Source organism: Bradyrhizobium sp. 63_E2_N1_3 (assembly GCF_052076005.1).
GTDB classification, from domain to species: domain Bacteria; phylum Pseudomonadota; class Alphaproteobacteria; order Rhizobiales; family Xanthobacteraceae; genus Bradyrhizobium; species Bradyrhizobium barranii.
On sequence record NZ_CP197235.1, the window covers coordinates 7,735,973 to 7,754,262 of the forward strand.

Annotated in this window: 15 protein-coding genes; 9 read left to right on the forward strand and 6 right to left on the reverse strand. The window is 64.6% G+C overall.

What is annotated here, in order from left to right; translation table 11 throughout:
- The first annotated feature begins 163 nt into the window (after positions 1-163).
- Positions 164-1,702 (forward strand): peroxidase family protein, encoded by a 1,539-nt coding sequence (locus tag AB7531_RS36710; protein WP_231143615.1) that lies wholly within the window; start codon positions 164-166, stop codon positions 1,700-1,702.
- A 194-nt stretch (positions 1,703-1,896) separates the two neighbouring features.
- On the opposite strand, the gene AB7531_RS36715 is transcribed toward AB7531_RS36710, so the two are convergent.
- Positions 1,897-2,427 carry a hypothetical protein gene (locus AB7531_RS36715; protein WP_063985415.1) on the reverse strand — a complete coding sequence of 177 codons (531 nt, stop codon included), beginning with the start codon at positions 2,425-2,427 and terminating at the stop codon, positions 1,897-1,899.
- A 38-nt stretch (positions 2,428-2,465) separates the two neighbouring features.
- Positions 2,466-4,013 carry an acetolactate synthase large subunit gene (locus tag AB7531_RS36720; RefSeq protein WP_028151250.1) on the reverse strand — a complete coding sequence of 516 codons (1,548 nt, stop codon included), beginning with the start codon at positions 4,011-4,013 and terminating at the stop codon, positions 2,466-2,468.
- Positions 4,014-4,282: 269 nt separating this feature from the next.
- Between AB7531_RS36720 and AB7531_RS36725 the strand changes: the two genes are divergently transcribed.
- Positions 4,283-4,861, forward strand: coding sequence for a L,D-transpeptidase (locus AB7531_RS36725; RefSeq protein ID WP_063985416.1), 579 nt, complete (start codon positions 4,283-4,285; stop codon positions 4,859-4,861).
- An 84-nt stretch (positions 4,862-4,945) separates the two neighbouring features.
- Complete coding sequence (locus tag AB7531_RS36730) at positions 4,946-5,761, forward strand: DUF2927 domain-containing protein (RefSeq protein WP_063985417.1); 816 nt, start codon at positions 4,946-4,948, stop codon at positions 5,759-5,761.
- Between the two features lie 49 nt (positions 5,762-5,810).
- Here the strand turns inward: AB7531_RS36730 and AB7531_RS36735 are convergent, their stop codons facing one another.
- Positions 5,811-6,938 (reverse strand): threonine synthase, encoded by a 1,128-nt coding sequence (locus tag AB7531_RS36735; protein WP_063985418.1) that lies wholly within the window; start codon positions 6,936-6,938, stop codon positions 5,811-5,813.
- 383 nt (positions 6,939-7,321) lie between these two features.
- On the opposite strand from AB7531_RS36735, the gene AB7531_RS36740 reads away from it, so the two are divergent.
- From AB7531_RS36740 to upp, 3 genes are read left to right on the forward strand one after another with little or no spacing between them, the layout of a single operon-like run.
- Positions 7,322-8,578 carry a GTP cyclohydrolase II gene (locus tag AB7531_RS36740; RefSeq protein WP_014492301.1) on the forward strand — a complete coding sequence of 419 codons (1,257 nt, stop codon included), beginning with the start codon at positions 7,322-7,324 and terminating at the stop codon, positions 8,576-8,578.
- A 7-nt stretch (positions 8,579-8,585) separates the two neighbouring features.
- Positions 8,586-9,824, forward strand: a complete 1,239-nt coding sequence (locus AB7531_RS36745; protein WP_063985419.1) for a URC4/urg3 family protein — start codon at positions 8,586-8,588, stop codon at positions 9,822-9,824.
- Positions 9,825-9,881: 57 nt separating this feature from the next.
- A complete protein-coding gene (gene upp, locus AB7531_RS36750) occupies positions 9,882-10,511 on the forward strand; it encodes a uracil phosphoribosyltransferase (RefSeq protein WP_014492299.1) in 630 nt (209 codons plus the stop codon).
- Between the two features lie 65 nt (positions 10,512-10,576).
- On the opposite strand, the gene AB7531_RS36755 is transcribed toward upp, so the two are convergent.
- Positions 10,577-11,689: a M48 family metallopeptidase gene (locus tag AB7531_RS36755; protein WP_063985420.1), complete on the reverse strand. Its 1,113-nt coding sequence runs from the start codon at positions 11,687-11,689 to the stop codon at positions 10,577-10,579.
- A 3-nt stretch (positions 11,690-11,692) separates the two neighbouring features.
- On the reverse strand, positions 11,693-12,847 hold the full coding sequence (locus AB7531_RS36760; RefSeq protein WP_063985421.1) for a YjgN family protein: 1,155 nt from the start codon (positions 12,845-12,847) through the stop codon (positions 11,693-11,695).
- Positions 12,848-13,237: 390 nt separating this feature from the next.
- Between AB7531_RS36760 and AB7531_RS36765 the strand changes: the two genes are divergently transcribed.
- On the forward strand, positions 13,238-14,503 hold the full coding sequence (locus AB7531_RS36765) for a cytochrome P450 (protein WP_063985422.1): 1,266 nt from the start codon (positions 13,238-13,240) through the stop codon (positions 14,501-14,503).
- Between the two features lie 54 nt (positions 14,504-14,557).
- Positions 14,558-15,832 carry a cytochrome P450 gene (locus AB7531_RS36770; RefSeq protein WP_063985423.1) on the forward strand — a complete coding sequence of 425 codons (1,275 nt, stop codon included), beginning with the start codon at positions 14,558-14,560 and terminating at the stop codon, positions 15,830-15,832.
- A gap of 234 nt (positions 15,833-16,066) precedes the next feature.
- Here the strand turns inward: AB7531_RS36770 and AB7531_RS36775 are convergent, their stop codons facing one another.
- Complete coding sequence (locus AB7531_RS36775; RefSeq protein WP_063985424.1) at positions 16,067-16,987, reverse strand: LysR substrate-binding domain-containing protein; 921 nt, start codon at positions 16,985-16,987, stop codon at positions 16,067-16,069.
- Positions 16,988-17,112: 125 nt separating this feature from the next.
- On the opposite strand from AB7531_RS36775, the gene AB7531_RS36780 reads away from it, so the two are divergent.
- On the forward strand, positions 17,113-18,282 hold the full coding sequence (locus AB7531_RS36780) for an acyl-CoA dehydrogenase family protein (protein ID WP_063985425.1): 1,170 nt from the start codon (positions 17,113-17,115) through the stop codon (positions 18,280-18,282).
- The last annotated feature ends 8 nt before the right edge of the window (positions 18,283-18,290 follow it).

Genomic DNA, 18,290 nt, shown 5'->3' on the forward strand with positions numbered 1-18,290 from the left:
TGTTCGCAACGCTCCCTTTCGGAACATCATCGATGCCGCACAGTGTGTGAAGCAGATCGCTTGTGGCACCCAATCGCCTGATCTAGCGTGACATGCATATTCTGTTGCGAACAACTTTAGCTTTATTCGTTGCACGTCGTGACTTTTCAGGGAGGTGTTTTCAATGAGCAGCCGCCACAGCGTTGTTCCGCGCGGTCTGAACGCAACGCGTTCGCCGCTTTCCCAGGGCCGTTTCGGACGCATGTTCCGCAAGCTCACGCCGGCGAAATTCGGTCCGAACGACGCCGACAATGTCGCGAACCTTTCGGCGCTGGCCGACAAGATGGTCGCCGACTTCGATGGTCCGAAGGACGGGCCGGACGCGGAGGAGAGCGGCATTCCCGCGCTCTACACCTATTTCGGCCAGTTCATCGACCACGACATCACCTTCGATCCGGTCAGCTCGCTGACCAAGCAGCAGGATCCCGACGGGCTCGTCGACTTCCGCACGCCGTCGCTCGATCTGGACAATCTCTACGGCCGTGGTCCGAACGATCAGCCCTACATGTATGACGGCATCAAGTTCCGGCTCGGCGAGAAGCTGACCGGCGCGGGCGTGCCCGATGCCAGCGACCTGCCGCGCTTCAAGGGCCGCGCCCTGATCGGCGACCCCCGCAACGACGAGAACAGCATCGTCTCGCAGTTCCAGGCCTTGATGCTGCGCTTTCACAACCGCATGGTCGACGATAATGACAGCCTGTCGTTCGAGGACGTGCAGCAGCGCGTCCGATTCCATTATCAATACGTCGTGCTGAACGACTTCCTGCCGCGAATCGTTCACGCCAGCGTGCTGGACGAGTTGAGGACCGCGGGCCAATACGACCGCAGCAAGCTCGCTCACTACCACTGGAAGACTTATCCGTTCATGCCGGTCGAGTTCTCGGTTGCGGCCTACCGTCTCGGCCATTCCATGATCCGCCCCGGTTATCGGCTGAACGATGCGGACAACATGCTATTGCAGATCTTCCCCGACCCCCACAATCCCGACAAGAACGCGCTGACCGGCTTCCGCGCCATGGGCCCGGGACGCGCCATGGATTGGGGCCGCTTCATCGATCTGGACACGCGCCCCTATGGTGTCGAGGACGACGACACCAATCCTGACAACAAGAAGCGACTGCAGTTTGCCTATCGCATCGACGCATCGCTGGTCGATCCGCTGCGCAAGCTGCCGCCGGAGGTCGCGTCCAATCCGTCGTCGCTGGCGCTGCGCAATCTCGAGCGCAGCTGGCGGCTCGGCCTGCCGTCCGGCCAGGCCGTCGCCAAGGCGATGAACCTGACGCCGCTGACGGATGATCAGATCATCGTCGGCAAGGCCGTCGACGAGCCCGGCGCGGGCGATCCGCAAACTGGGATCGCGACCATCGCGAACGGGGTGTTTGCCGGCAATTGCCCGCTCTGGACCTACATCCTGGCCGAGGCGCGGCAATTCCAGACCGCGGTGACGATCCCGGCTACCGGCGCGCCGGCGACCGGAATCAACACGCCGCAGCTCGGCCCCGTCGGCGGTCGCATCGTGGCCGAGGTCTTCCTCGGCATGATGTTCGGCGACCATTCCTCCGTGCTGTCGCTCGACCCGCAATGGACGCCGGTGACCGGCTCCAGCTTCGCGCTGAAGGACCTCGTCGCCTACGCGCTCGGCCAGGGCGATCCGCTGCACTGAGGTGGTGACAGTTCACGGGAGGTCGTCATGCCCGGGCTTGTCCCGGGCATCCACGTTCTCAGTACCACGTGGCAAGGCGTGGATGGCCGGGACAAGCCCGGCCATGACGCTGCGGTGACTGTCGGTCCTCCCACAAGGGAGAGGGAACGGGGAGGGTCTTGCTGCCGTCCGAATTCAATTCGGACTTCAACCCGCTACGACGCAGTTTTATGCGCGGCCCCCAGTCCGCTCTCCTCCAGCCGCGCCGCAAACCATAGCGACAGCGGTTGATCAACGACGCCGCTGACATAGACTTCCGAAATCGTCACCTGCTGCCTGTCCAGCACCAGCAGTACGCCGATCCAGTACGCGAACCAGACATGCGCGTCGGTCAGCGCCATCAGCTTGTGCTGGTCGTGGTCGAGCGAGGTGTGATTGCTCGCCTTGCGGATCTCGACGGCGAGCAGGTTGTTCGGGATCTCGCGCTGATGCACGACGACGTCGGGGTAGATCGATTTTCCCAGATGATCGTCGGTGGAGACGATGGTGCCGTGCGGCAGATGCAGCGTGCGCTCGCCGAGGCGGTCGTAGTTGCAATCGACTGACCAGCCGGCGAATTGCCGCTCCAGATAGACGGCGAAGCGGTGCGTCACCGCCCGCTCGCCGACGTCCTTTTCGAACAAGAATCCTTCGTGAGCGTAGAAGTCCCGGAGCGCCGCGATCACCTTGTTCAGCTCGGTCTGCATCTTGCCCCCCGGCCCTCGGCGCTCCCTGATGCTGCGCCCTACATCTGGACTTCGATCAGCCGCGGCCCGGGCTCGGCGACGGCTTCGGCCAGAGCCTTGTTGAACTCTTCGGCATTGGTGACGGCCCGGCCGGGGACGCCCATGCCCTTCGCCAGCGCGACGAAGTCCAGCGTCGGACGGTCAAGCCGCAGCATGTCGTTGGCGCGCTGGCCGGGCTCGCCGGCGCCGACATTGTCGAACTCGCCGCGCAGGATCTGGTAGATGCGGTTGGCGAACACGATGGTGACGATGTTGAGGTTCTCACGGGCCTGCGTCCACAGCGACTGGATCGTGTACATCGCGCTGCCGTCGCCGACCATGGTGATCACCTTGCGGTCCGGACATGCGATCGCGGCGCCGATCGACAGCGGCGTGGAGAAGCCGATCGAACCTCCCATGTTCTGGAGCCAGTCGTGCGGAGCGGCCGCCGCCGTCGGCGGGAAGAAGCCGCGGCCGGTGGTCAGGGATTCGTCGACCATGATTGCGTTCTCGGGGATGGCGCATGCGATCGCCTGCGCGATCGAGGCAAAAGTCAGCGCGCCGGTCGGCTTCACCAGCTCAGCCAAGGCCTGCGGCTTGACGTCCTTCGCGCTCGCCTTCACCGCGCCGGCCAGTGCTTCGAGCGCCGCGACCGAATTCTCGCCCCAGGAGGTCATGCGATGCACCTCGCAGCCCTCGGGCTTGAGCATGCTCGGCTTGTTCGGATAGGCGAAGAACGCCACCGGATCATCGGACTCGACTAGCACGATGTGCCGGAACTTCGCCAGCATCGGCAGCGCGTTCTCGATCACGTAATGAATGCGGTCGATCGAATAGCGGCCGCGGCCGCGCGCCATCTTGGGACGGAAGGTCGGGCCCATCACCGTGCAGCCGGTCTTGCCGGCGATACGCTCGGCCAGCGCCAAGCCCTGTTCGCTCAGCGCGCTGCCGGTCATCAGCAGCAGCGTACCCTCGCCGTCGCCGTGCAGGATCTTCGCGGCCCGCTCGACCGCCTGCGGCGAATAGCTGGCGCGCTGCTGCTCGGCCGGTACCTCGGCGATGCCATCGGCCTCGTTCCAGGCGGTGTCGGCGGGCAGGATCAGGGTCGCGATCTGTGGCGGTGCGCTCTTGGCGGCGGCGATCGCCGCGGCGCCGTCAGCTGCAACCGATTTGGAGTCCGGCGAAGTGCGGACCCAGGACGACATCGGCCGGGCCAGGCCCTCGATGTCGGAGGTCAGCGGCGCGTTGTAGTCGATGTGGTAGACCGCATGCTGGCCGACGATGTTGACGATGCCGGAATTCGCCTTCTTGGCGTTGTGCAGATTGGCCAGGCCATTGGCCAGGCCGGGGCCGAGATGCAGCAGCGTCGAGGCGGGCGTGCCCTTCATGCGGAAATAGCCGTCAGCGGCGCCGGTCACCACGCCTTCGAACAGGCCGAGCACGCAGCGCATGCCCGGCACGCGGTCGAGCGCCGCGACAAAATGCATCTCGGAGGTGCCTGGGTTGGTGAAGCAGACATCCACCCCACCCTTGACCATCGTCCGCACCAGGCTTTCCGCACCGTTCATCCCAAAGCTCCCTGCAACCGGCAATATTCAAATGTCCGCTCGATCAATCATTGTTCGCCGCCTCCGTCAAAGCAATAGCCGGCATCGCTGGCCTGCTCCGCGCGACGATGCGCTTGTTTGGCTAATGCTTTCAGGCAAATTAGCGTGGTTGCCGGTTTGGTAACGCCAAACGTTAAGGATGATCTCCCTCACGGGGCCGTGGCTTGCGAAAAGCCCGCAAATATGGCCTGTAACTTCAGTTGAATCCGATTTTTTTGCTGGGGGAAACAATGATCCGATTTTTTGCCGCGCCGATTGCCGCCATCGCACTGCTGTCGGCCACCGCCGGCGGCGCATTCGCCGAGGGGTTCGACTCGCGCGAGATCATGGGCTTCGGCCCGAGCTTCTTCCGCGGCGGCTCTAGCCCGATCCCCCGCACCACCATCATGTACAACGGCAATTACGCCCCCGGCACGATCGTGGTGAACACGAGCGAGCGCCGCCTGTATCTGGTGCTCCAGAACGGCCAGGCGCTGCGCTACGGCATCGGCGTCGGCCGCGACGGCTTCCGCTGGGGCGGAGTGCACAGGATCACCGCCAAGAAGGAATGGCCGGACTGGACGCCGCCGTCGCAGATGCTGGCCCGCCGGCCCGACCTGCCGCGCCACATGAAGGGCGGCATCGAGAATCCGCTCGGCGCGCGCGCGATGTATCTGGGCTCGACGCTCTACCGCATCCACGGCTCCAACGAGCCGGAGACGATCGGCCAGGCCGTGTCCTCGGGCTGCTTCCGCATGACCAACGAGGACGTCAGCGATCTCTACAGCCGCGTCTCGGTCGGCACCAAGGTGGTCGTGCTCAACAACTAGCCGTCGGCGAACTGCGGGAACCCGCAGGGCGCGTGAATATGCGGTCTTGTGCGTCGCTGCCGAATACGGCAGCGTCGGGACGCAATGAGCGCATTGGCCCCGCCTTCGTCAGGCTTTCGCATCGCCCTGCTGGCGCTCGCCACTTTCGCGTTCGCCCCTGACACCGCTACCATCGCCGTCGCGGGCGAATTGCCCGCGATCGCCTCGCGCCAGCGCGCCGAGAAGAAGAGCTTCACCGACGGCGAGATCGTCGAAGGCTTTCTGAAGACGGCGTTCGGCGCCGAATACCACCTCGCCGGCCGCGTCGACCGCATCCGGAAATTCGACGGGCCGGTGCGCGTCTACGCCGAGAGCGAGCGCGCCGACCGCAAGACGCAGCTCGCCAAGGTCGTGGCCGACATCGGCAGGCGCGTGCAGCATCTCGACATCGCCATGATCGACACCAGCGAAGCCGCGAACGTGCGGGTGAAGCTGGTTCGCGACCGCGACCTGTTTCGGACGATTTCCAGCTTCTACGGCGCGGAGAAGGCGCGCGAGATCCGCACCTCGCTCGATCCGCAATGCCTGTCCGGCTTCCGCAAGAACGACAATTTCGAGATCGAGCATTCCGACGTGATCCTCACCGTCGACAACGGCGATTTCACCTTCCTCGACTGCGCCTATGAGGAACTGCTGCAATCGCTCGGCCCAATCAACGACACCGCGAGCGTGCCGTGGACCATGTTCAACGACAATGTGTCGATGGGCTATTTCGACGTCTACGACCAGTACATCCTCAACCTGCTCTACGATCCCCGCATCAAGGCCGGCATGACCGTGCAGGAGGTCAGGGCGGTGCTGCCCCAAGTGCTCGCCGATGTGCGCGCCTGGGTGAAGCGCGTGAATGATTTGAAGGAGTGAGGTACTGCTTACCCTCCCCTGGAGGGTAAGCGGCGCGCCTCCTCCGCCCCTACTGCACGAGATCGGCGACGGTGGTCGCGGCTTTCAGGCCGGTGCCGGTGAGGACCGCGACCGTGGTCTCGTTCGCCTTGATCGATCCGGCGCCGGAGAGTTTCTCAAGCGCAGCGGCCGCGCTGGCGCTGGTCGGTTCGGCAAACAATCCCTGCCGCGCAAGACGCCGCAACGCGGCGACGATCTCGTCCTCGGTCAGCGCAACGGTGCCGCCGCCGCTCTCGCGCAAGCTCCCGATGATCTCGCGCAGGCGCAGCGGATTCTTGATGGCGGTGCCTTCGGCGACGGTCTTGTTCACCTCGCGGGCGACCGGCGTGTCGACACCCGCCTTGAAGCTGGCATCGATCGGCGAGCAGTTCAGCGGCTGCGCCGCGAACAGGCGCGGCAGCTTCGCGATCTGCCCGGCTTTCAGCAGCTCGCGGAAGCCGAAGGCGCAACCGAGGAGGCTGCTGCCTGCGCCAACGGGAACGATGACGTTGTCGGGTGCGCGAAAACCGAGGTCTTCCCAGATTTCATAGGCGAGCGACTTGGTGCCTTCGAGGAAGAACGGCTGCCAGTTGTGGCTGGCATAGAAGGTCTGGCTCGACTGGCGGATGGCTTCGGCTTCCGACTCCTCGCGCGGGCCCTCGACGAGCTGAACCGTCGCGCCATAGGCGCGCACCTGCGCGATCTTGGCCGGCGACGTCGAGGCCGGCGCCAGGATCTTCACGCGCATGCCGCCGGCGGCACCCAACCCCGCCATCGACGAGCCGCCATTGCCCGAAGAATCCTCCAGTATCGCGTCGACGCCGATCTGCCGCAGGAACGACAGCATCACCGAAGAGCCCCGGTCCTTGAAGCTGCCGGTCGGGTTGAACCATTCGAGCTTGAAGAACGGACGCAAATCACCCCAGTCCTGCTGGACCAGCGGTGTGCAGCCTTCGCCGAGCGTGATCGGCTTCTTGATCTCGACCGGCAGCGCCGCCCGGTAGCGCCAGAGCGAGCGCGTGGCGCCGTCAATGTCCGCGCGCGATATGCCTGGTCCCGGCGTCACCAGCAGCGGCGTGCGCTCATCCGAGCACCAGCGCGGCTGGTCCAGCGGATAGAGCTGTCCGTTGCGGGGGTCGATGTAGCTGGCGGTGGGCATGGCAGTCTCCAAGCGAGAGGCGACCTATTTGTCCGATTATGTGGGTCCGGTCCAGCCCAAGGCACCGCGGTGGCGCAACTTGCAGGACACCCTCTTGAAAACATAAAAAATAAAACTATTTCAAATCCTTAGACCTATCGCGCGGATCGAATAGCAGGGTTCGGCCGGGGCGAAGGCGCGGCATCCAGGCGAGCCCGACCGGCCCGTCGATGACGGGAATTTGGCCATGATCGCCTGCCCGGCGCGGTACCATTAACTTGTCTGTCGTCGCCAGCCGCTACAATATGTTGGATTGAGCTTGCATCGCCGGTGTTCGGCACCGGCAACGCAGGTGAGCCAGGCCCGTCCGAGCGGCGGGCCGTCGGCTTTTTGGGAGCCTGGACATGAGCCGCGCGAACCGTACCGATCACATCCGCCTGACCTCCCACCCGGAGCCGGGCAAAAAGGCCGCGTTTCCGATTCACTGGGGCGCAGCCGACGCGCGCGCCCGGGGGCCGATCATCGGCACGGTGTCGCGCGCTGGGGATCGCAACGTGATCGGCAGCCATGGCGGCTCCTACGCGATGTACCGGGCGCTCGCGGTGTCCGCAGGCGCGCTCGATCCGATCCGCCGGCCCGACCTCACCAACACCTTTCCGGCCGCGACCATCGGACCGTTCGAGCAATGGCGCGATCCCGACAAGATCGTCGCGCTCGATCCCTGGGGGCATCTCGTCGCGGAGAATTTCGGCAAGGACATCGCCGAGGGCGTCGACATCCGTCCAAGCATCGCGGTGACGCGCGCGCGGCTCGACCTGCCGGAGATCCGCGAGGCGCTCGCCGCAAAACGGCTGCGCGCCGACGGCGAGGTCGTGCACGCCAATGGCAGCGTGTCGGTGGTGAAGATCGCGATCGACCCGGTCTGGTACCTGCCGGGCCTTGCGACGCGCTTCGGCACCGGCGAGACCGAGCTGCGGCGCACGCTGTTCGAGCAGACCGCCGGCATGTTCCCCGAGCTCGTGACGCGGCCGGACATGAAGGTATTCCTGCCGCCGATCGGCGGCACCACCGTCTACATGTTCGGCGATGTGACAAAACTGCCGGACCACCGCACCAAGATCACCTGCCGCGTGCATGACGAGTGCAACGGCTCCGACGTGTTCGGCTCCGACATCTGCACCTGCCGTCCGTATCTGATCCACGGCATCGAGGAATCCGCGCGCGGCGCGCAGGAGGGCGGGCTAGGGCTCGTCATCTACAACCGCAAGGAAGGCCGCGCGCTCGGCGAGGTCACCAAATTCCTGGTCTACAATGCGCGCAAGCGCCAGGAGGACGGCGACGCGGCGGCCGCCTATTTCGAGCGCACCGAATGCGTTGCCGGCGTCCAGGACGCGCGCTTCCAGCAATTGATGCCGGATACCATTCACTGGCTCGGCCTGAAGCGCATCGACCGTTTCCTGTCGATGAGCGACATGAAGCATGACGCACTGACCTCGCAGGGCATCGACATCGTCGAGCGCGTGCCGATCCCGCCGGAGCTGATCCCGGCCGACGCCTATGTCGAGATCGCCGCGAAGAAGGCCGCCGGCTATTACTCGACCGACATCGCGCCGGAGAAGGATGTGAACGGCGTGGTCGGGCGCTCGCTGGAAAAGTACTGATCGCGCGATGGCGGAGGCTTTGGAACAACAGGCCCGCTCCCTGCTCAGCGCAGGAGCTGTTCGTGCGCGTGCCGGCAAAATGCTCGAGATCGGCCTTGCCGGCGGGCTCAATCATTTCACGATCGATCTCGATCGGATGGATGGCGTTGCGGATGCCGTGGTCGCGGTCACGCGCAAAGCCTATCCGACGCTGGATATCCCCTTCCATGCCCGCTGGCGGCATTTCGTGCTCGGCGGCGTCGATCGCTGGGCGGGCCTTGCCGACAAAGTATCGTGGCCGGATCGCGCGGCACGTGCGCGCGCGGAGTTCGACCTCGCCATCGTCAGCGTGCTGCTCGACGCAGGCGCGGGAGCCACGTGGCGCTATCGCGATGCCGTGACCGGCGAAAGTATCGGCCGATCGGAGGGGCTTGCCATCGCAAGCCTCGACATGTTTGCAGCCGGCCTGTTCTCCGGCGATGCGCGTGCGCCGTTCAGGGCCGATGCAGACGTGCTGGCGAAACTGCCCTTGGCCTCCCTCACCTCGGCCTTTCAGGTGAGCGATGCCAATCCGCTGCTCAGTCTCGACGGACGCACTGATCTGCTGCGACGCCTTGGCAAGCTGGTTGCCGAGCGCGCGGACATTTTCGGCCTGCACGATACGCCGCGGCCAGGCGGCCTGTTCGATCACATCGCGGCGCAGGCTGTGGGCGGCGCGGTCGCCGCGCCCGCCATCCTGTCCGCAGTGCTGAACCAGCTTGGACCGATCTGGCCGTCACGGCTCGAGCTTGCCGGGATTCCGCTCGGTGATTGCTGGCGTCATCCGGCGATCGAGACGGACGACGGAACGGCAGGCCTCGTGCCCCTGCACAAGCTGTCGCAATGGCTGAGCTATTCGCTAATCGAACCGCTACAGCGCGCCGGCTTTGACGTCACCGACATCGACGGCCTCACCGGACTAGCCGAATACCGCAATGGCGGCCTGTTCGTCGATCACGAGGTACTGCGCCTGCGCGATCCCGGCGATGCCGAGCGCGCGCATGCTGTGGATTCCCTGCTCGTCGTAGAATGGCGCGCGCTCACCGTTGCGCTGCTCGACCGGCTTGCGGGCAGCATCCGCGCCAGGCTCGGCCGCAAGCCCGAGACCCTGCCCCTCGCGAGCATTCTCGAAGGTGGCAGCTGGGCTGCCGGCCGCGCTATCGCCTTCGCGCGCCGACCCGACGGCGCACCGCCGCTCAAGGTGATCAGCGACGGCACGGTTTTTTAATCCATTCGTCCGCAGCGTAATCCATTGCGTATCGATGAATTTCAGGAGCATCCCATCATGGAAGGCGTCACGATCGTCGATCATCCGCTGGTGCAGCACAAGCTGACGCTGGTGCGGGACAAATCCATCTCGACCAAGTCCTTCCGCGAGCTGATCAAGGAGATCGGCATGCTGCTGTGCTACGAGATCACGCGGGATCTGCCGCTCGCCGATACCGTCATCGAGACGCCGCTGGCGACGATGCATTCGGCCAAGATCGCCGGCAAGAAGCTGGTGTTCGTGCCGATGCTGCGCGCCGGCACGACCTTCGTCGACGGCATGATGGATCTGGTACCGACCGCGCGCGTCGCCCATATCGGCCTCTACCGCGAGCCGCACAGTTTTGCCGCGGTCGAATATTTCTTCAAATCGCCGTCCGATCTCAGCGAGCGCCTGGCGATCGTGGTGACCCCGGTGGTCGCCACCGCCAACACGGCCGTCGCCGCGATCGACCGACTAAAGGAGCGCGGCGCCAGGGACATCCGCCTCGCCTGCCTGATCGCGGCCCCTGAAGGGCTCGAACGGCTGCGCGGACTGCATCCCGACGTTCCGATCTGGACGGCTGCGGTGGACGAAGGTCTCGACGAGAACGGCTTTATCCTGCCGGGCCTCGGCGATGCCGGCGACCGCGCTTACGGGACGCGGTAGGCGCGGAGCTCTTTTTTGACGCGTTTTCTTCACGCGAACCGGTCGCCACTTCGCTCGAAAACGCTCTAGATCTTCCCGCTGCCGCAAATCAGCTTGAGCGACTGCCATTCCTTGTCCGTCAGCAGCGGCGGGCCGCTGGCGGGACGATCTTCCTTCGTCATGCGCGCGAGGCGGTCTTCGGTGAGCGGGTGGCTCGCCAGGATCGTGGTGAGGCCGGAGCCGCCTTCCTTGCCGGTGATGCGGAACATCAATTCGGCCGCGGGTTTCGGCGAGCGGCCGAGCTTGTGCATGATCTCGATCGCGAACGTATCCGCGGCGGTCTCGGCCTCGCGCGAATAGGAGGCTTCGACCACGCTGCGCGAGGCAAAGATCACAGCGCTCGAGCCGGTGACGTCGCCGAACAACAGGCCGATCAGGAACGAGGTGCCGCCGTTGTAGATCAGCCCGCGCATGTTGTCGTAATGCTTGAGATGGCCGAGCTCATGGGCAAGGATGCCGGCGAGCTCGTCGGGGTTTTCGGCCTTGTCGACCAGGCCCCTCAGCACGTACACCTTGCCGCCAGGCAGCGCGAATGCGTTCGGCACCGAGGTCGGCAGCACGCCGGCCGTCATGGAATCGTCGTCGAGGCCGGCGGCATCGCGCAGACGATTGACCAGTTTTGTGAACGCGGCCTTGCCCGCGGGGTCTTCGCATGCTTTGCGGCCGAAGATGGTTTTCACCTGGACTTCGGAGGCGTCGCCGATGCGCCGTTCGATCGGCTTGGGCACCAGCGGCGCGAGCCGGTCGGCAGCGAGCGGCACACCGAACAGCACGACGCAAACGATGGAGACGGCGGCGGCCACCGACCAGCCGACGATCTTTGCGACACCGCGGCGCGAGGTCTGGTGCTCGTCGAGACGCATGCAGCGGGCGGTCACGTCGGCGGCGAGCGCGGCGTCGCGAATTTCAAGCCGCGCCAGCGGCGGCGCGGATGTCGAGGCCAGGCGCAATATCCCGGCCGGACTGTCGGCGCGGCGAATGTCGGCATAGGTCCAGCGAACCGGCGCTCCGCCCTCCTCGACGATGTCGAGCGCGTCACCGAGCGCCAGCGACACCTCCCGCCTGCGGCTCGACACGCCGTCGAAGAAGATCGTCGGCTTGGCGGACTGCGCCGGAACCTCGGTGGACAACTCACTCACAGATCAGAATCCCGCGACATCGAGCCCATCGGCAAAGCCTTCGCCGAGCGCGCTGGCAAGCTCACCGCTGCCGCGTACATCCGCCGCGGCCCCGATGTTATGCACCTCGACGGTTTCCAGCACCTTGGCCCAGAGATCGCGCTGCAGATAGACCCGCATGACGATGTTGATCGCTAGCGCCACGGCGAAATAGCCGATGACCATCATGACCAGCATCGGGATGCTCTTGCCGGCATTTCCGGGGCCGAAGACCTGATCAGCCGGAACGCCACTCAGCTGGACGACGAGCAAGGCACCGCCGCCCATATAGGCGGCGAAAATGGTCGAAAGCAGCATCCACCAGCCGATCACTTTCCAGTACAGGCCGTAGAACGCGTTGTGCGGCAACTCCGAGGACAGGCTGACACCGCCGATGCGGATGCCGTCGAGCCACCAGCGCCATTCACGCGCCTTGAACTCGGCATAGAAGAACGGGGCGAGCGGGAAGATCACGAGCGCGATCGGGCTCAAGAGCCACAGCCACCAGCCGCGCTTGAAGAAGGTCCAGCCGTCGCCTTCGAAATCGCCGGGGAGATCGCCGTAATGGGTGTGCCGCATCTTGTAGCGTTCGAGCGACGCCTCGCGCCAGGGCAGCGCCAGGCCGAGGGTGAGGAACACCAGCAGGCCCCACGCCATGGCGCGGAACGAATAGGCCCAGCCCGAACCGTCCATCCAGAACCGGACGCCGCGCCAGACCGTGCGCGTCAGGCGATAGCGCCGCGCGCGAAAAATCGCGAACTGGCCGAAGGCATAGAAGCTGATGAACAGCGGCGTCGAGGCAAAGCCCTGCCAGCGCTCGAACTCGATGCCGATGAGAAAATAAGCGAGGTAGATCGGCACCAGGATCGCGAGCGCGAACAGGAAGCCGACCAGCAGCTCCTTGGCCCGGCCGGTGTATTCGGCGGCATCGCCGTCGACCGCGGTGTTCGTCCACAAATGACGGCGGATGTCGGTGACCAGCCAGAACCGGTAGAAGCCGAAGGTGACGAGCTCAAGCATGGCACCCTTGGTGACCATTTTGCGGAACTCGGAGCGGTTGCCGGTGAAGTCGACCCGCGTGGGCGGCAGCGGCGGGGGTAAGGGTTCGGACCCGATGGGGGCCCATTGCATGTCGTTCACGGCGGCAACCTCGGGGTGCGGACCTGATACGGTCAAACTATAGATCAGAGATTTGGTCGATCCCCAAGATGGCTGGGTTCGATTTACCTCGATTTCTCGCATGATTCCGCAGGCGCGGGGGTGCGGGAGATCACGTTGACACATCTGCGTGACGGTTGCTGATCCGTAGCCCGGATGGAGCGGAGCGTAATCCGGGACAGCGCCAATGGAGGCCCGAATCCCGGATTTCGCTCCGCTCCATCCGGGCTACGCATCTAGCCACCTCTCGCAAAGGTTGGATGTGGCAAAAGTCTCCCTTGCTCCGACGCAGACAACCGGCTGTAATTGCAAATCAAATACCGCAGCGCAGAATTCAACGAGAACGCGCGGTTCATGTCAGGGAGAGCGGTCATGCATGGGACCATCGAGAGCGCGGCGAAGCTCGACGAGCTACGCGCGCGCGCCACGTCACTGCCGCTGGAGCAGTTCGATCCGGGCGATCCCGAGTTGTTCAGGACCGATACGTTCTGGCCGTATTTCGATCGGCTGCGCCGCGAAGATCCCGTGCACTATTGCAAGGACTCGATGTTCGGGCCGTACTGGTCGGTGACGCGCTACAACGACATCATGGAGATCGAGACCAACCATTCGGTGTTCTCCTCGGCCTCTGCGCTCGGCGGCATCACCATCCGCGACATCGACCCGGATCTGCGCCGCGAGAGTTTCATCTCGATGGATCCGCCGCGCCACGCGGCGCAGCGCAAGACCGTGGCGCCGATGTTCACACCGACGCATCTGGACAATCTCGCGCTCAGCATCCGCGAGCGCTCCGCCGAGTGCCTCGACAATCTGCCCGTGGGCCAGGTGTTCGACTGGGTCGACAAGGTCTCGATCGAGCTCACCACGCAGATGCTCGCGGTGCTGTTCGACTTTCCCTGGGAGGACCGCCGCAAGCTGACGCGCTGGTCTGACATCGCCACCACCATTCCCGGGCCGGACGGCCTCGTCGCCACCGAAGACGAACGGCAGGCAGAGCTGACGGAATGCGCGGGCTATTTCGCGCGGCTGTGGAAGGAGCGTATCGAGCAGCCGCCGAAGAGCGACCTGCTCTCGATGATGGCGCATGGCGCCGCGACGCGCGACATGGATGCAAAAAACTTCCTCGGCAATCTCATCCTTTTGATCGTCGGCGGCAACGACACCACCCGCAACACGATGTCGGGATCGATCTACGCGCTGAGCCAGCATCCGGAGCAGTATCGCAAGCTGCGCGAGAACCCCGGCCTGCTCGACAGTTTCGTGCCGGAGGTGATCCGCTGGCAGACGCCGCTGGCGCATATGCGCCGCACCGCGCTTGCCGACTTCGAGTTCCGCGGCAAGCAGATCAAGCAAGGTGACAAGGTCGTGATGTGGTACGTCTCGGGCAACCGCGACGAGGAAGCGATCGAAAAGCCCTACGATTTCATCATCGACCGCGCCCGCCCGCGCACGCATCTGTCCTTCGGCTTCGGCATTCACCGTTGCGTCGGCTTGCGGCTTGCCGAACTTCAGCTCAAGATTATCTGGGAAGAGATCCTCAAGCGCTTCGACCATATCGACGTGGTCGGCGAACCCAAGCGGGTCTATTCGAGTTTCGTAAAGGGACTTGAAACCTTGCCGGTGAAGATTACGGCGTGAGATCACTCCCTCTCCCCGCTTGCGGGGAGAAAGAGAAACACTGGAGCTACTACCATGAACATCCAGACTCCGGTCAAAACCGACAACGCCGAACGCATGCGCAGGGCCCGCGAGGAGGCCTATGCGACGCCGCTGGCGCAATTCCACCCCGGCGCACCCCGGCTGTTCCAGGACGACACCTTGTGGCCGTGGTTCGAGCGGTTGCGCAAGGAAGAGCCAGTGCATTACTGCACCAATGCGCCGATCGAGCCGTACTGGTCGGTGGTGAAGTACAACGACATCATGCATGTCGACACCAGTCACGGCATCTTCTCCTCGGACTCGACGCTCGGCGGCATCGGGATCCGCGACGTGCCGCAGGGCTATGACTGGCCGAGCTTCATCGCGATGGACCAGCCGCAGCACTCGGCGCAGCGCAAGACGGTGTCGCCGATGTTCACGCCGACGCATCTGGACGAGCTGGCAAAACTGATCCGCCAGCGCTCGCAGACCGTGCTCGACAATCTGCCCCGCAACGAGACCTTCAATTTCGTCGAACGCGTCTCGATCGAGCTGACGACGCAGATGCTGGCGACCCTGTTCGACTTCCCCTGGGAAGAACGCCGCAAGCTGACGCGCTGGTCTGATGTCGCGACCGCGCTGCCCAAGAGCGGCATCGTCGCCTCGGCCGAAGAGCGCCGCCGCGAGATGGACGAGTGCTACGCCTACATGTCCAAGCTCTGGAACGAACGCGTCAACTCCGCGCCGCGCAACGATTTGCTGTCGCTGATGGCGCATAACGACGCGACGCGCTTCATGGACCCCGACAATCTCATGGGCAACATCATCCTGCTCATCGTCGGCGGCAACGACACGACGCGCAACACCATGAGCGGCTCGGTGCTGGCGCTGAGCGAGAACCCGGACCAGTTCGACAAGCTGCGCGCCAATCCGGAGCTGATCGACTCCATGGTGCCCGAGGTGATCCGCTGGCAGACGCCGCTGGCGCATATGCGGCGTACCGCGCTTGCCGACACCGAAATCGGCGGCAAGCATATCAAGAAGGGCGACCGCGTCGTGATGTGGTACGTCTCGGGCAACCGCGACGAGGAGATGTTCGAGAAGCCGAACGACTTCATCATCGACCGCCCCCGCCCGCGCACCCACCTCTCCTTCGGCTTCGGCATCCACCGCTGCGTCGGCATGCGGCTGGCCGAGCTGCAGCTTCGGATCGTCTGGGAGGAGATGCTGAAGCGCTTCGACCGCATCGAGGTGGTCGGCGAGCCCAAACGGATCTATTCGAGCTTCATCAAGGGCTATGAGTCGCTGCCGGTGAGGATTCCGGGGTAGGCCCCACTGTCATGCCCCGCGAAGGCGGGGCATCCAGTACGCCGCGGCCTCTCGGCTCGAGCACTGCAGCCTCTGGAATACTGGATCGCCCGCCTTCGCGGGCGATGACACTGAGGGTGAGGCTGGGAGCGCACGCTCACGCATCGTCCAGCCCAGCTATAAAATTCCGGCATGACAGGTCGCGCCAGATGCGAAGCCAAGTTGGCGCGCGGCTGTTCTAGGACACGCGTGCATCTAACTCAACTTGATGTCCCACAGGCCTTCCTTGCGGCAGGCAGCGACTTCCTCGCGCAGAAGCGTCGTGATGGCGAGCGACGCCGTTGAGGCCGGACGGTCGATCGGAGAGGCGAAAATGAGCTCGCGCGTCATCGGCTTGGATACGGGCGCGGTCTCCAGCCGTCCGTCGGCGACCTCGCCGTGGACCGACGAGGGCGGCAGCAGCGCGAAGCCGAGGCCTTCCTCGACGAGGCTCGTCAACACGCGGAACGAATCCGCCTCGAGCTGGACGTTGAGCTTGATCTTGCGCTGGGCGGCGGCGTGCTCGATCAGCGCGCGGAGACCGTGGGAATGACTGGGCAGCACCAGCCGCTGGCGCAGCAGCCAGCCGACATCGACGCTCTTCTTGCGCGCGAGGCCGCAGCCGCGCGGGCCAACCGCGACGATATTGTCGCGGCCGAGGCTCTCCACGTTGAGATGCAGATCGGCGGAGCGGCCGTAGAGGATGGCCAGATCCATCTCGCCGCGATGCAGCCATTCGACGAGATGGCCGCTGTAGCTCTCGACGATGCGCAGCGAGATGCCGGGAAATTTTTCGACGCAGCGGCGCGCAAAACGCGCCGACAGCACGCAGCTCACGGTCGGAACCAGGCCGAGCACGACCTGGCCGGACGGCGGCCCCTTGGTCGACTGGATGTCGTCGCGGATCTGGTCGATCTGCCGCACGATGCCGGAGGTGCGTGCCAGCAGGAGACGGCCGGCTTCCGTCAGCACCATGCCGCGGCCGTTGCGGGTGAACAATTCGGTGCGCAGCTCATGTTCCAGCAGCTTGATCTGCCGGCTCAGCGCCGGCTGCGCCACGCGCAACGTGTCGGACGCCTTGGAGAGGCTGCCGAGCTCCGCCACGCAACTGAAGGTCCTGAGCTGCCGGAAATCCATGCTTGCCAATCCTCGAAGGCTACTTCATACGCTATAGCAAATGAGCATAGGGGGCTGGCGATGTTTTCACAACGCCAGAGGGTCGGCCGGCGTTATCTTGACTGCCGCTAGATACGGGAAACGCCATGAGTGAAGAACACCACACCGAAGATCACGCCGACATCCGCGAAGCCGTCGCAAAACTCTGCGCGCAGTTTCCCGGCGAATACTGGCGCAAGCTCGATCGCGAGATGGCCTATCCCAAGGCCTTCGTCGACGCGCTGACGCAGGCCGGCTATCTCTCGGTGCTGATCCCCGAGGAATATGGCGGCGCGGGCCTGAAGCTTTCCGCCGCGGCTGCGATTCTCGAAGAGATCCAACGCGCCGGCTGCAACGGCGGTGGCTGTCACGCCCAGATGTACACGATGGGCACCGTGCTGCGGCACGGCAATGACGAGCAGAAGGCGAAGTACCTGCCGAAGATCGCCAGCGGCGAATTGCGGCTTCAGGCGTTCGGCGTTACCGAGCCGACCAGCGGCACCGACACCTCCTCGCTGAAGACGTTTGCGCGCAAGGAAGGCAACGACAGCTACATCGTCAACGGCCAGAAGATCTGGACGAGCCGGGCCGAGCATTCCGACCTGATGGTGCTGCTGGCGCGCACCACGCCGAAGGAGCAGAGCAAGAAGCGCACCGATGGTCTCTCGGTCTTCATCGTCGATATGCGCGAGGCCAAGAACAACGGCCTCGAGATCCGCCCGATCCGCACCATGATGAACCACGCCACCACCGAAGTGTTCTTTACCGACATGAAGGTGCCGGCGGAGAATCTGATCGGCGAGGAAGGCAAGGGGTTCCGCTACATCCTCTCCGGCATGAATGCCGAGCGCATTTTGATCGCGGCCGAATGCGTCGGCGACGCCAAATGGTTCATTGCCAAGGCCACGAACTACGCCAAGGAGCGCGCGGTGTTCGGCCGGCCGATCGGCCAGAATCAAGGCATTCAGTTCCCGATCGCCAAGGCCTACGCCTCGATGCGCGCGGCCGAGCTGATGGTGAAGGAAGCCACGCGCAAATATGAAGCCGGGCTCGACTGCGGCGCCGAAGCCAACATGGCCAAGATGCTGGCAGCCGATGCGTCCTGGGAGGCAGCGAATGCCTGCATCCAGACCCATGGCGGCTTCGGCTTCGCCGAGGAGTACGACGTCGAGCGCAAATTCCGGGAGACGCGGCTCTATCAGGTGGCGCCGATCTCGACCAACCTCGTGCTGTCCTACGTCGCCGAGCACGTGCTCGGCATGCCCCGCTCGTACTGAGGTCGCAT

What these genes read in the sequence shown, in the direction of transcription:
- AB7531_RS36710 (WP_231143615.1), top strand. Translation starts at nt 164, where the DNA reads ATGAGCAGCCGCCACAGCGTTGTTCCGCGCGGTCTGAACGCAACGCGT.
- AB7531_RS36715 (WP_063985415.1), bottom strand. Translation starts at nt 2,427, where the DNA reads ATGCAGACCGAGCTGAACAAGGTGATCGCGGCGCTCCGGGACTTCTAC.
- AB7531_RS36720 (WP_028151250.1), bottom strand. Translation starts at nt 4,013, where the DNA reads ATGAACGGTGCGGAAAGCCTGGTGCGGACGATGGTCAAGGGTGGGGTG.
- AB7531_RS36725 (WP_063985416.1), top strand. Translation starts at nt 4,283, where the DNA reads ATGATCCGATTTTTTGCCGCGCCGATTGCCGCCATCGCACTGCTGTCG.
- AB7531_RS36730 (WP_063985417.1), top strand. Translation starts at nt 4,946, where the DNA reads ATGAGCGCATTGGCCCCGCCTTCGTCAGGCTTTCGCATCGCCCTGCTG.
- AB7531_RS36735 (WP_063985418.1), bottom strand. Translation starts at nt 6,938, where the DNA reads ATGCCCACCGCCAGCTACATCGACCCCCGCAACGGACAGCTCTATCCG.
- AB7531_RS36740 (WP_014492301.1), top strand. Translation starts at nt 7,322, where the DNA reads ATGAGCCGCGCGAACCGTACCGATCACATCCGCCTGACCTCCCACCCG.
- AB7531_RS36745 (WP_063985419.1), top strand. Translation starts at nt 8,586, where the DNA reads ATGGCGGAGGCTTTGGAACAACAGGCCCGCTCCCTGCTCAGCGCAGGA.
- upp (WP_014492299.1), top strand. Translation starts at nt 9,882, where the DNA reads ATGGAAGGCGTCACGATCGTCGATCATCCGCTGGTGCAGCACAAGCTG.
- AB7531_RS36765 (WP_063985422.1), top strand. Translation starts at nt 13,238, where the DNA reads ATGCATGGGACCATCGAGAGCGCGGCGAAGCTCGACGAGCTACGCGCG.
- AB7531_RS36770 (WP_063985423.1), top strand. Translation starts at nt 14,558, where the DNA reads ATGAACATCCAGACTCCGGTCAAAACCGACAACGCCGAACGCATGCGC.
- AB7531_RS36775 (WP_063985424.1), bottom strand. Translation starts at nt 16,987, where the DNA reads ATGGATTTCCGGCAGCTCAGGACCTTCAGTTGCGTGGCGGAGCTCGGC.
- AB7531_RS36780 (WP_063985425.1), top strand. Translation starts at nt 17,113, where the DNA reads ATGAGTGAAGAACACCACACCGAAGATCACGCCGACATCCGCGAAGCC.